The following is a 12,984-nucleotide window of genomic DNA, read 5'->3' as shown; positions in this document are numbered from 1 at the left end:
GCGCGACGTTCCCGGCTAAATGGGAGCGTCTGGTCCTGCCGGAGATATCCGGATGCTAAGAGGGAATTTGGTGCGCCTTCCTTTGAAGTCTAATCCAAAGCCGCCCCCGCGACTGTAAGCGGTGAGCCTGTGTTCAACCAGCCACTCCCGAAGTTTTGGGGGGAAGGCGAACAGAGGCACCGACCCGCGAGCCAGGAGACCTGCCAGGCGAGTATTGAAACACCGGCCGTCGGGTGCGACGGCACAGGAGGACAAGAAATGACAACACAAACACTTAAGGCATCCGCCTCGCGCGCAGGCCTAATTCCAGCAGTTTTCGCAGTAGTTCTGGGCCTTGGCATCGTCACACTGGCAGGTCACGTGCAGGCATCCGCGCTGCATGACGCCGCCCATGACGTGCGTCACGCCACCGGCTTCCCCTGCCACTGAGCCCATGTTCAGTCGCATTCTGACCAGCGCTTTGTTCGCTGGCGCTGCAGCGGGGCTGATTGCCGCCTTGCTGCAGTTGGTATTCGTGCAACCCGTATTGCTGCACGCAGAGCTGTATGAATCAGGTGAGTTGGTGCATTTCGGCGGCGCGGCCGTCACCGCACATCCCGAACTGCCAGGCATCTTCTCGGATCTTCAGCGTGACGCCCTTAGCGTGATCTTCACCATGCTGACTTACACCGGCTACTCGCTGATTGTTGTGGCACTGATGTCGATCGCCGAAGGACAAGGCCATAAAGTTGATGGCCGAACGGGCATATTGTGGGGGCTTGCCGGATTTGTCGCAGTGCATTTCGCACCGGGTTTCACCCTAGCACCCGAAGTGCCGGGTGTGGCCGCCGCTGATGTCTTCGCACGTCAGATCTGGTGGTTTGCGACCGTTGCAACCGCTGCCGTAGCCATGTGGTTGATCGCTTTTGGCTCCAACCTCATCAGCTATGTGATTGCTACGGTTCTGCTGATGGCGCCTCATATCATCGGCGCACCCGAGCCAGAGTTTTTCACCGGCCCCGTCCCGACCGAGATCGGCGCCCTATTCGCGGCGCGAGCGTTTGGCATCGGTTTGGCCGCTTGGGTTCTGGTTGGGTCTTTTGCAGGATACTTCTGGCAAAAAGAGGCTAAGCACGCCGAAGCGCATGCCTAACTGGCGACTTAACGGCCCGTCGGGAACCACCCCGGCGGGCTTTTCCCTTTTCAAGGATACAAGATGTCCCGCTCACTTGCTTTGTTTGCAATTGGCCTGATCTTTGGTGGTGGGGCTGGCTTTGTGCTGGCTGCGGCCAACGGCGTCACGTTTGATGGCCATGATCATTCTGATCCCGCGCATCATGGAGGCCATCAGGCCGAGACCGCAGCGCATGATCATTCTGCAGTGATCAACTTGCCTGCTGGACCAAACGCGCCCAGCGTGAAAGTTACTGTGGTCAAAGACCCCATGGCCGGTTGGAACCTGCATGTCTTGCCGCAAAACTTCGAATTCGCACCGGAAAGCGCATCTGCTGCGGACCAACCGGGCAAAGGGCACGCGCATGTATATGCCAATGACCTAAAGCTCGCGCGGCTCTACGGCAATTGGATGCATCTTGCAGACCTGCCCAAGGGCGAGGTTGAAATCGAGGTTTCGCTGAATAGCAACAGCCACAGCCAGCTAATGGTCGAAGGGGTTCCCGTCAGCGCCTCACAAGTGATTCAGGTCGACTGAAGCGCCGGTATGCGCGTTCGCAAACACAAACGAAGCCGCCCGCATGGCCGGGCGTCTTCAATCCAGCCCGTAGGGCTATCCAGATAGGTCAGGCAGGTTGCTGCAATATCATTCGCATCCGCCACCACATCGACCCCGGAAAACACGTAAGAGGCCATGCCGTCCCCCTGAAGCGCCAGCGCCACCGGATCCTGACAGCCATTGAAACAAGCATGCTCGGCCAGCTCAATACGCTCTGCCAGACCTGCCTTGGCAAGCGCGCGCGCCACAGCCTGACGCTCTGCATCGCGATCACGGGTGCCGGAACAGCTGTTGCAAATGAGAATGCGAGTCTGGTCCACGTTTAGCTTGCCTTTCGTTTTCCTGTTTCTGCGGCTTTACCGACTAAGGCGCAAGTCCGCGTCACGTTGGACCGCACAAGAATGTGAGTGCGTATCCGTCCGATTTCTGGCATCAAGGGTCCGACCAAAAAAGCGGAGGTCATCGGATGAAAGTTCTTGGGGCAATCATATGTCTGCTGGCCTTACCTGCACTGGCCGACGAAGCTTTGTCCGGTTGGGCTGTTTACGACACCGGGAAAAGCTACGACGAACTGGTGGCGGATACAAAAGCAGCGGTGAAAGAAAACGGGCTGATCGTTGTCACGCAGGCCGGGCCAACCAAAGCGGCAGCCGCGCGAGGGATCACGATTCCGGGCAACATGGTGATCGGTGTTTTCAACAACGACTTTGCCGTGCGCGTGCTTGAAACCTCAACCGCTGCCATGATTGAGGCTCCCATCCGATTTTATGTCACGGAAGATGACGACGGCACGGCGACACTGTCTTACAAAACGCCAAGTTTTGTCTTTGCACCTTACGTTTATGAGGGGGGCGAAGCCTTGTCTGATATCGCATCAGAATTGGATAACAGGTTTCAGGACATCGCAGAAAACGCTGTCAAATAGTCACACTGGCGTGATCCGCCTTGCGTCCGGGTGCGTCCTCCGCAATCTGCGTCACATTGAGTAATTCGGAGCACGATTGATGCAGGACACCCCTCCCCGCGCGGCTGATCTTCTGGCCCAACGCCTTTACGAGGCCGGATGCCGCCACGCATTTGGCATGCCGGGTGGTGAAGTTCTGACTTTGGTTGATGCGCTGGAACAGGCTGGAATCACGTTTCATCTGACCAAACATGAAAACGCCGCCGGTTTCATGGCCGAGGCTGTGCATCACCGCGACGGTGCGCCTGCAATCCTTGTGGCCACGCTTGGCCCCGGCGCGATGAATGGCATCAACGTGGTTGCCAATGCGCTGCAGGACCGTGTGCCCATGATCGTTCTGACTGGGTGTGTCGAGGCGGATGAGGCGCTGACTTACACCCATCAGGTCATGGATCACAGCCAGGTTTACCGTTCGATCACCAAAGGCACATTCCTGTTGACCGCCGAGGGCGCAGATATCGTTGCGGACAAGGCCGTGTCGCTCGCCACACAGCGTCGGCCCGGTCCGGTTCATATTGATGTCCCAATCTCGGTTGCGGATACGCGCGTCAGTTCGCCGAAACGGCGCAGATTGGCGAAAGCCGCGGCCGTCGGGCCTGAGGGCAATTGTCTTGAAAAAGCCCGACGCTGGGTGGCCGAGGCAGAACGCCCCTTTGCCATTGTTGGTCTGGACGTTTTGTATGACGGATCGAGCAGCGTTGTTCAGGCGTTTTTGGAACATTTCGGCATCCCTTTCGTGACAACGTACAAAGCCAAAGGCGTGGTGCCTGAGGATCATCCCCTGTGTCTTGGCGGGGCCGGGTTGTCACCTTTGGCGGATCAACATCTTGTCCCCTTGGTGGAGCAGGCCGATCTGGTTCTTTGTCTTGGTTATGATCCAATCGAAATGCGCCCCGGCTGGCGTGAAATCTGGGATCCTGAAGAAACGCGCGTGATCGATATTTCTGCGGTGATGAACGATCACTATATGCATCAGGCGGGATTGAATCTGGTGGCTGACACCGGCGCAACCCTTGAAGCAATTGCCAAAGGAAATCCTGCCCGGGCGACTTGGCCCAATAGTGAACCCGATCAGGTCAAAACCGCATTGGCTCGGGTTTTCCCGACGGATGATGAATGGGGGCCTGCCGCAGTTATTGCGGAAACACGGGCCGCTCTGCCTGCTGAAACGCTTGCAACGGCCGACAGCGGCGCGCACCGCATCCTGCTGAGTCAGATGTGGAACTGTAGCGAGGCGCGCGGCCTGATCCAATCGTCTGCATTGTGCACCATGGGCTGTGCAGTGCCGATGGCGATCGGCCTGAAATTGGTTGAGCCCCAGCGCCCAGTCATCAGTTTCTCCGGCGATGCCGGGTTCCTTATGGTCGCCGGAGAGCTATCGACAGCGTCTGAGTTCGGTGGCAACCCGATCTTTCTGGTCTTTGTCGACGCAAGCCTCGCTCTTATCGAGCTGAAGCAGCGCCAAAGGCAGATGGGCAATCGCGGTGTTGATTTTGATCGTCATGACTTTGCCGCCCTAGGTCGCGCGCTTGGCGGCTACGGTCACACCGTGCACAACCGCCAGGAACTGCGGGCCGCACTGGACGCAGCCCAGGCAGCCGACCGCTTTACCGTCATCGCCGCGGAAATTGACCGAGGAGGTTACGATGGCCGCATCTGATGGGCCACTGAAGGGCGTCAAGGTTCTGGATCTCTCTCGCATTTTGGCCGGGCCGACTTGCACGCAATTGTTGGGCGATCTGGGCGCCAGCGTCATCAAGATCGAAAACCCGGCCACAGGCGGCGACGATACCCGTCAATGGGGACCGCCTTATGTTGAAGACGCCGATGGCAACCGCTCGGATCTGAGCGCGTATTTCATGTCAGCCAACCGCAACAAGAAATCCGTGGCCATCGACATCACCACGCCCGAAGGACAGGCTGAAATCAAGCGATTGGCGTCCCATGCAGATATCCTGATCGAAAACTTCAAACCCGGCGGCTTGGCGAAATACGGGCTGGATTACAAAAGCTTGGCGGATGATCTACCCGGCCTCGTTTACTGTTCAATCTCGGGCTACGGTCAGACCGGCCCCAATGCCAGAAAACCCGGCTATGACCTGATGGCGCAGGGGTATGGTGGGATCATGTCCCTGACCGGCGATCCGGATGGCGCGCCGATGAAAGTGGGTGTTGGCATCGCGGATGTGATGTGCGGCATGTACGCCGCCGTTGGCATTCTAGCCGCCTTGCGCCACCGCGATCTGACCGGCGAGGGCCAACAGATCGATCTGGCTTTGGTCGATACGCAAGTGGCCTGGCTAATAAACGAAGGCGTGAACTACTTGACCTCAGGCTCTGTCCCCGAACGTCGCGGAAATGGGCATCCCAATATCGTGCCCTATGAGGTCTATGAAACGGCCGATGGCCACGTCATTCTGGCGGTTGGAAATGACAGCCAATTTAAACGGTTCTGCGCGTTTATTGAACAAGACGCGCTTGCGCATGATCCACGCTTTGCCACCAATCCCGCACGACTGGAAAACAGGGACGCATTGAACGCTGTTTTGCGCCCTGCCCTGAAAAACCACAGTACGACCACCGTTATTTCAGAGCTCGAATCACGGAAGGTACCTGTCGGACCAGTACAGACGCTTGATCAGGTTTTCTCAACAGAGCAGGTTACGGCCCGACAAATGCAAGTCGCCATGCAGGCCCAACCAGGCGAAGTCCAATTGATTGGGAATCCCCTGAATCTGTCGCGCACGCCTGTAACATACCGTGATGCTCCGCCTGTTTTTGGGGCGGACACAGATCGTGTTCTAAGCGCCGAAAACCCGTTCGAGGATTGAAACACTTGCCTCTTTAGGCGGCAACTTGCTGAAACATGCCGTTGAATCGGCGGTTTTTTTCGTTTTTTACACACACGGGTTTTCACCAATTCGAGAGCAGGGTCGATACTGTTACGAGCCGCCTGCACACTCTGTTACATCGAACAATGACAAATGTCGCAATGAGATTGGACCCAAGTATGAAACAAGACGTTTTTGGACAAATGAACACCCTGACCCAGACGGCAAGTGTCGACGCCTGGAATGGTGTTCTGCTGGGGTTCATGGCGCATGCTGCGGTCACGCCGCAGCACTTGGGAAAAGTACTGGAACTGGAACCTGATTTCGCGCTGGGTCACGCGATCAAGGGCTTGTTCATGGTTCTGCTGGGCCGACGCGAGATGCTACCGGTTGCTAGTGAGGCACTGGCGGCGGCCAATACAGCAATGCAGCGACAGCCAGTCTCGGCGCGTGAAAAGCTGTATGTCCAAGCGTTAGAGCTGTATCTGGCCGACCTGCCTACACAAGCTGTGCAGAAATTCGAAGAGATTTTGCGTGCCCATCCCGACGATACGCTGGCCATGAAGCTCAGCCATGCGACACGGTTCGTACTTGGCGATTCCGAGGGTATGCGCCGCTCGATCGAGCGCGTCATGCCCGCTTATGAGCCCGACCACGCCGGGCGTGGGTATTTGCTTGGCTGTCATTCCTTTGCGCTGGAAGAAACCGGTGCCTACGAAAAAGCCGAGATCGCAGGTCGTCAGGCTCTTTGGATGGTGTCTGACGATGCTTGGGGACTCCACGCGGTTGCACATGTCCATGAAATGACCGGAAACGCTAAGCTGGGCCTTGATTGGCTGGCCGGGCGCGAGGACGCGTGGGCGCATTGCAACAACTTTCGCTATCACGTCTGGTGGCACAAGGCTTTGATGCATCTGGATCTTGGTCAGGTGGAGAACGTGATAGAGCTGTATGACGAACATATCCGCCGAGATAAGACTGACGATTATCGGGACATTTCAAACGCCACATCGTTGCTCTCACGCCTGGAATTGGAAGGCGTGGATGTCGGCAATAGATGGGAAGAACTGGCCGATCTGAGTGCGGCACGAACCGAAGACGGATGTCTGATTTTTGCAGACCTGCACTATTTGCTGGCTTTGACCGGCGACAACCGGTCCGAGGCCACGGGCAAAATGCTGCAACGTATTCAAAAAGACGCCGGGCGTAATCATGGGGATACACCTATCCGTATGTCCGATCCCGGTGTCGCAGCGGCCAAAGGGTTAGAGGCGTTTGGCGACGGCCAATATGGCGCCGCCTTCGACTTCTTGTCGAACGCCCGAGGATCGATGCAATTGGCCGGTGGCAGCCACGCCCAACGCGATGTATTCGAACGCATAACCATCGATTCGGGCCTGCGCGCAGGTCGTCTGGAGGCGGTGGAACGTATCCTGGATGACCGCCGCGCCAAACGCGCTGGAGGCGAAGACAATTACGCACTTGCGCGCCGCGCCCTGATCGACGCGGCCCGCGACAGCGATGACGCACATAGCGTCCCCGCAGAATAACAAAAAAGACCAAGAAGGACAGAAACCGTATGGCGACTGTATCGCCCGCTTCTGATTTTGCTCCGGTTACGGCGTCGGCCGTGGCCCCGACCGCCCGTGTGCGCGATCCGCGCCTGGATTTCTATCGCGGCATCGCGATGTTCATCATCCTGATCGCCCATATCCCGAATGACCCCTGGGCCAAGTGGATTCCCGCCCGGTTCGGCTTTTCCGACGCGACCGAGATCTTTGTGTTCTGCTCGGGCATGGCCTCGGCGATCGCTTTTGGCGGCGCATTCCTGCGCAAGGGGTGGTTGCTGGGCAGTGCCCGCGTCGCGTTCCGCATTTGGCAGGTTTACTGGGCGCATGTCTGCCTGTTTTTCTTTGTCGCCATGAGCATGGCTGCGCTGGACAATTCCGGCCTGTTTGAAAAAAGTTATGTCTCATCCCTGAACCTGCAGCATTTCTTCAACGATCCGCTGCCTCAGATGGTCGGCATTTTTACCCTGACTTACGTGCCGAACTATTTTGACATTCTGCCGATGTATCTTGTGGTCCTGGCGATGATGCCGTTGTTCATGGCGTTATCACGGGGTGGGTTCTGGGCTGTTGCCGCAACCTCGGTTGCGATCTGGCTGGTCGCTCAAACAGGTATTCTGGCCCTTCCGGCCGAGCCTTGGTCTGACCGGCAATGGTTTTTCAACCCGTTTGGCTGGCAATTGCTGTTTTTCACCGGTTTCGCCTTCATGCGCGGCTGGATCCCTGCCCCACCCGTCTCAAAATCCCTGATCTGGGCAGCAGCGCTGTTTCTGATCCTGTCGGCGCCATTCGGATCGTGGAAAGTCTTCTTGTGGGTCCAATCTGCCGCACCGGGTCTGGCTGAGCAAATCCGAGACATCTGGCCCATGACCAAGGAATTCCGTGGAAAGACTGAGTTCGGCTTGTTCCGCTATCTGCACTTCTTGTCGCTCGCCTATCTGGGTTGGGTGATTGCGGGTGAACACGGCCACCGCCTGATTGCATCTGGTGATAGTGTCGGCGCGCGCGCTTGGCAGGTGGTGCTGACACTGATCACCAAGGTGGGTCAACAATCGCTGGCGGTGTTTGTGTTCTCGATGGCCGCCGCTCGGCTGATTGGCGTCGCTCTGGATCAAACTGGGCGGGATTTTGCCAGCGTGTTCGTCGCTAACATGATTGGCTTTGCCATGATCATTGGCGTGGCCTATTTGGCCGCGTGGTTTAAGTCACAGCCTTGGAAATCGAAGAAATGAATTTAACTCGTCGCGCTTTTTTGGCTTCAACTTCCGCGCTGTTTCTGGCGCCCGCGACCTTTGCATCGGGCGGAGAGGTGCCGTTTAACCGCAATGACGTCATAGCACTGGCTCGCGATCTGGCCAGTCGTCCCTTTGCCGAACGCGAAATGGTTCCACAGGAATGGCAGGATCTGACGTATCCACAATACAGGTCTATCCGTTTCCGGCTGGATCGTGCGCTTTGGTTTGAAACCGAAACGCCGTTCAACATCGATTTCTTCACACCCGGTCTCTACTTCCCGCGGACCGTTCAGGTATCGACCGTCGAAAACGGTATGACCAAACCCGTCGCCTTTGATCTGGAGATGTTCGATAAATCCGACGAAGTGCCGCAGCTTCCCGTGGATGAGACGCTTGGATTCTCAGGCTTACGCCTGCGGACGGAAATGCACCGTCCCGGCAAAACGGATGAGTTCTGTGTGTTCCAAGGTGCAAGCTATTTCCGTGCAATTGGCCTGCACGAGGTTTATGGCCTGTCGGCCCGTGGGCTCGCCCTGAAAACCGGCGATCCGGATGGTGAAGAATTTCCTGAATTCATCCGCTTCTGGTTAGAACGTCCTGAGCCCGGCCAGCGCAATATGGTTGTGCACGCCCTTATGGACAGCCCCAGTGTGACCGGCGCCTATCGGTTTAACGTCACCGCTGGTGCAGATTGCACGATGGAGATCGAAGCAACCCTGTTCCCTCGTGTTGAACTGGATCACGTGGGAATCGCGCCGGGGACCTCGATGTTCCTGTTCGATCAAACCAATCACGGTCGGTTCGACGACTTTCGCCCCGCTGTGCATGACAGCGACGGGCTGCTGATCCGCAATGGCGTGGGCGAAGTGATCTGGCGCCCGTTGGCAAACCCAACTCGCCTGCAGGTTTCGTCGTTTGTCGATACAAATCCGCGAGGCTTTGGCCTGATGCAGCGCAAGCGCACGTTTTCCGATTACGCCGATCTCGAAGCCCAATATCACAAACGGCCCAGTCTGTGGGTCGAGCCGCAAGGCGATTGGGGCAAAGGCACAGTTACGCTGGTGGAAATCCCGGCTGACCAGGAGATCTATGACAACATCGTTGCCTATTGGCGTCCGGCCGAACCCTATGTGCCCGGTCAGCAAGTGGACCTATCCTACAGCCTGATTTGGGGTGAAGAACCGCAGCGCACGCCGATGCCCCGCGTGATCAATACCGCCATGGGCGAAAACACTTTTGGTGAAGGGCGTCTAGCCGTTATCGATTTCGAGGCCAGTGAACTGTTTGAAGACCCCGAAGCGCTCAATATCTATGTGCAATCACCGCATGTGGAAACCTCGGAAGGCGTCTTGCAGCGGAACCCCGACACTGGTGGCCTACGACTGGCCTTCTCGTTCCAGCCCGGCGATCGCGACCACGTCGAATTGCGCGCCCAACTAAGGCTTGGCAAACAAGCCGCGTCAGAAGTCTGGTTGTACAGATGGACGACATGAGCCACGACCTGCATATCATGCCGCCACAGGCTCCTTTGGCGATGCCCGCGCAAGATTTTCGCGCCGGGTTCCGAGATGCCGAAGTGCCGTCGCGCACCGGTCGGCACTCAGCCGGGTTCTGGAGGGCATTGGCGTTTTCACCGGCAATGGCTGCGACACTCGGTTTGTTCTGGGTCATGACCGATTGGTTCGGGGCCGAGGGGATCAATCTGATCGAAGCCGTCCTTCTGGCGCTGATCTCTTTTAACTTCTTCTGGATCTCGTTCACGGTCTGCACCGTATTGCTGGGCATGGTCTCGTTGTCTCGTCAGGAGCGCCCGGCCCGTCAGGGACGTCCACAAGCCTTGCGCGTGGCCTTGCTGATGCCGGTCTACAACGAGGTCCCATGGTTCGTGCTTGGCAACGCCAGAACCATGCTGGAGGAGTTGCAGGCGCGAGGTGGGCAGCATCACTATGCCATGTTTGTCCTTTCGGACACACGTGACCCTGAGATTGCCGCACAGGAGCAAGCCAGCATCGAAGCGCTGCGCACAACGTTGGCCCCAGGATTGGAATTGTACTACCGCCGCCGCGAACAAAACACAGACCGTAAAGTCGGCAATATCGCCGACTGGGTCGGCCGCTGGGGCTCGGATTGGGATGCAATGCTGGTGTTGGATGCCGACAGCCTGATGACCGGCCGCGCCATTGCCCGCCTGACCGACTCGCTGGCACGTGATCCTGGTGCAGGCCTGATCCAGAGCTACCCACAACTGATCGGCGCGCAGTCGGTTTTCGCCCGCATGCAGCAATTCGCCAACGGCGTTTACGGCATCGCCTTTGCCGAAGGTCTGGCCCGCTGGTGCGGCCAGGAAGGCAATTATTGGGGTCATAACGCCATCATCCGAACCAAAGCCTTCGCAACGTGTGCGGGGCTGCCCAAACTCCGGTCCTTCAACGGGCAGGAAGAACTGATAATGAGCCATGACTTTGTCGAGGCTGGTCTGCTCCGCCGTGCCGGATGGGCTGTGCGTTTTCTGCCGCGTATTCGTGGATCGTACGAAGAGACACCTCCAACCCTCATTGATCATGCCATGCGAGATCGGCGTTGGTGTCAGGGCAACCTGCAGCATTTGAAACTGCTCGGGTCGCGTGGATTCCGCTCGGTGTCACGTTTTCACATGTTCCACGGAGCCGTGGGATATCTGATGTCGCCCCTGTGGTTTGCGCTGCTGGTGATGTGGGCATTGATCGGTCAGGGCGAAGACGCCTCGGTCCTGCATTATTTCAGCCCTGACAACCCGATGTTCCCGCAATGGCCAGAAATGACCGAAACGCGGCATGTCTTGATCATTCTCGTCATGTACGCGATGCTGCTTGCCCCCAAAGTTCTGGGGGTCGCGGCCCTGCCCCTCAGCGGCGTGCGCTATTCCGACTTTGGTGGAAAGCGTCGGTTCTTCACTTCGTTTCTGGCCGAAGTGATCCTGTCGGTGCTTTATGCGCCGATCCTGATGGTGCAGCAGATGATTGCCGTCTTTCGGACTGTGCTTGGCATTCAAAAAGGCTGGAAACCGCAGGAACGGGATGGCGGCAGCTATAGCCTGCGGACATTGATCCTGTGCCATGCGCTGGAAACGATCATCGGTGTTGCACTTAGCGCCGGTATCCTGGCAGGTCTGGTATCGTTCTGGTTGGCCCCAATTGCGATCAGCCTTGCGCTGGCAATACCATTGTCAGCGCTAAGCGGCGTGTCCGTCGGTGTGGCCCGGCATATGGTCGGAATGCGCGAGGATTTTAACGAACCCGCCATCACCCGTTCAGCCCGCCGTCACCGGACGGAACTGAAACGTTTGCTGGATGGTAAAGGTGTCATGACACCGGCGGAGTAACTAACCGCCCGGCAGCCCTTCATACCAGTCGACCATCATATCTGCCCAGCCATTGGGCACGGTATGACCGCCCGGGAACAAAGCGAATTCAAGTGCACCGCCGTCAGCGCATGTCCACCTGCGGCGCATAAATTGATCGGTTGTCCCAAAACCATCAGGCTTGGTGTCAACGCATTCATTGGCTTCGCGCCAGATTTCCAAACCAGCAAAGATATCTCCTTGATGGTAGCGGCCGCCGCCCAGAAGCCGCCCTTCCAGCGGGACTACGTTATCGACCCAGCCATGAGTGTGAAACAACCGCACGGGTCCGCCGCAGGTTTCAGGATGGGGCCGCCAGAAACCGCCAGACACCGGCACATAGGCCGAAAAGGTTTCGGGCGCTGCGCACGCCAGGTAGTTCACCATAAACGCTCCGGCCGAAAAACCGCCAAGAACCACACGGTCGCCATCTATGCCAAACCGGTCCGTCGCGTCCTGAACGGCCTCGGTCAAAAACACTTTTTCGTCGCGGTCGCCAAATCCATCGTAAAAGTTCCAGCTTTGGCGGCCATTTCGAACGGCCCCTTCCGGCGCCATCACTGCGTATCCCCGGGCCAGCAACGGTTCGACCATGCTCCGGTTCTTCATCGTGCCGGACCCGCTGCCACCGTAGCCATGCAAAAATATCACCAATGGCGGGTTTTCGCTGTCCGGTAATTCGATGTGGTAGCTGCCAGATGAAATGTCACAGGTGCCTTCGTCCGCGCCACACGCAGCCACAGCCGCCTGCCCGGAAAAAGCAAAACACAAAGCCATCAAGTGTTTCGCGCGCATTATGTGTCCTCTTTGTAACTTTTGACTGGAAGCCCAACACGCATCCAGCCCGGGCCTGCGGCCGAACCCAGCATGCCTTCGGGTACGTCTATGATGTTTGTGAACCCTGCCACGGTCAGCTGGTTGCTTAACCGCGCCGACCGCACGCCTCGTGCACAAATCAGTGCCACGGGGGTTTCAGGGTTGCCGTCGGTAAGACGCTCAAGCGCTTGGACAAAGTCCTCGCGTCGCATATCCAAAGGGTGCGCACCGTCACCCACTCCGGTCGCCTGCCATTCCTGCGGGGTGCGGATGTCCACCAATAAAATATCACCGGATTGGGCTTGCTTGTAGGCCTTGGCCACATCCAACTGACCACCCGCATAATCTTGCGGGATCAAGCGGTACTCCCGGATCGCAAAACCGGTCGCAATGGCGGCTGCACCACCAAGCAAAACCCACCTGCGGGTCCGGTTCACCTTGTCCGACATGTCATCTTCCTTTGATCTGCCGCGCCGGTTC

The 12,984-nt window shown here is 57.7% G+C and carries 13 protein-coding genes and 1 riboswitch; of the genes, 10 read left to right on the top strand and 3 right to left on the bottom strand.

All coding sequences use genetic code 11. The features are described 5' to 3' along the window. Positions 1–13: 13 nt before the first annotated feature. Positions 14–222, top strand: a riboswitch (cobalamin riboswitch). Between the two features lie 36 nt (positions 223–258). The 3 genes from ACR0BU_RS07915 (at position 259) to ACR0BU_RS07905 (ending at position 1,690) form a co-directional block, all read left to right on the top strand. Beyond that, positions 259–429 (top strand): CbtB domain-containing protein, encoded by a 171-nt coding sequence (locus ACR0BU_RS07915; protein WP_298936745.1) that lies wholly within the window; start codon positions 259–261, stop codon positions 427–429. 4 nt (positions 430–433) lie between these two features. Beyond that, positions 434–1,132 (top strand): CbtA family protein, encoded by a 699-nt coding sequence (locus ACR0BU_RS07910; RefSeq protein ID WP_480736732.1) that lies wholly within the window; start codon positions 434–436, stop codon positions 1,130–1,132. Between the two features lie 63 nt (positions 1,133–1,195). After that, positions 1,196–1,690 carry a hypothetical protein gene (locus ACR0BU_RS07905; protein ID WP_480736731.1) on the top strand — a complete coding sequence of 165 codons (495 nt, stop codon included), beginning with the start codon at positions 1,196–1,198 and terminating at the stop codon, positions 1,688–1,690. Here the strand turns inward: ACR0BU_RS07905 and ACR0BU_RS07900 are convergent. Beyond that, a complete protein-coding gene (locus ACR0BU_RS07900) occupies positions 1,678–2,031 on the bottom strand; it encodes a DUF1636 family protein (RefSeq protein WP_480736730.1) in 354 nt (117 codons plus the stop codon). The genes ACR0BU_RS07905 and ACR0BU_RS07900 overlap by 13 nt on opposite strands. A gap of 146 nt (positions 2,032–2,177) precedes the next feature. Here ACR0BU_RS07900 and ACR0BU_RS07895 point away from each other — a divergent pair, with 146 nt between their 5' ends. The 7 genes from ACR0BU_RS07895 to mdoH all read left to right on the top strand — a co-directional run bounded on the left by ACR0BU_RS07895 (position 2,178) and on the right by mdoH (position 11,670). Beyond that, positions 2,178–2,636, top strand: a complete 459-nt coding sequence (locus ACR0BU_RS07895; protein WP_299886905.1) for a DUF302 domain-containing protein — start codon at positions 2,178–2,180, stop codon at positions 2,634–2,636. 79 nt (positions 2,637–2,715) lie between these two features. Beyond that, positions 2,716–4,335 (top strand): thiamine pyrophosphate-binding protein, encoded by a 1,620-nt coding sequence (locus ACR0BU_RS07890; protein ID WP_480736729.1) that lies wholly within the window; start codon positions 2,716–2,718, stop codon positions 4,333–4,335. Continuing rightward, positions 4,322–5,506, top strand: coding sequence for a CaiB/BaiF CoA transferase family protein (locus tag ACR0BU_RS07885; RefSeq protein WP_480736727.1), 1,185 nt, complete (start codon positions 4,322–4,324; stop codon positions 5,504–5,506). The genes ACR0BU_RS07890 and ACR0BU_RS07885 overlap by 14 nt, the downstream gene beginning before the upstream one ends. 179 nt (positions 5,507–5,685) lie before the next feature. Then, positions 5,686–7,056: a tetratricopeptide repeat protein gene (locus ACR0BU_RS07880; protein ID WP_298936752.1), complete on the top strand. Its 1,371-nt coding sequence runs from the start codon at positions 5,686–5,688 to the stop codon at positions 7,054–7,056. 29 nt (positions 7,057–7,085) lie between these two features. Beyond that, positions 7,086–8,306 (top strand): OpgC family protein, encoded by a 1,221-nt coding sequence (locus ACR0BU_RS07875; protein ID WP_480736726.1) that lies wholly within the window; start codon positions 7,086–7,088, stop codon positions 8,304–8,306. Next, entirely contained in the window at positions 8,303–9,802 is a 1,500-nt protein-coding gene (locus ACR0BU_RS07870) for an OpgD/OpgG family glucan biosynthesis protein (protein WP_480736724.1), read from the top strand. Before ACR0BU_RS07875 ends, ACR0BU_RS07870 begins: the two co-directional genes overlap by 4 nt. Beyond that, a complete protein-coding gene (mdoH, locus tag ACR0BU_RS07865) occupies positions 9,799–11,670 on the top strand; it encodes a glucans biosynthesis glucosyltransferase MdoH (RefSeq protein WP_480736949.1) in 1,872 nt (623 codons plus the stop codon). Before ACR0BU_RS07870 ends, mdoH begins: the two co-directional genes overlap by 4 nt. Here mdoH and ACR0BU_RS07860 read toward each other — a convergent pair whose 3' ends face one another. Both ACR0BU_RS07860 and ACR0BU_RS07855 read right to left on the bottom strand, forming a co-directional pair. Then, positions 11,671–12,483 carry a CE1 family esterase gene (locus tag ACR0BU_RS07860; RefSeq protein ID WP_480736722.1) on the bottom strand — a complete coding sequence of 271 codons (813 nt, stop codon included), beginning with the start codon at positions 12,481–12,483 and terminating at the stop codon, positions 11,671–11,673. Further along, complete coding sequence (locus ACR0BU_RS07855) at positions 12,483–12,953, bottom strand: rhodanese-like domain-containing protein (RefSeq protein WP_480736721.1); 471 nt, start codon at positions 12,951–12,953, stop codon at positions 12,483–12,485. The genes ACR0BU_RS07860 and ACR0BU_RS07855 overlap by 1 nt, the downstream gene beginning before the upstream one ends. Positions 12,954–12,984: the final 31 nt, after the last annotated feature.

The organism is Ruegeria sp. CK2, assembly GCF_056536585.1.
The sequence above is the reverse complement of the archived record's forward strand: the minus strand, read 5'-3'. Positions and strand labels throughout refer to the sequence as shown.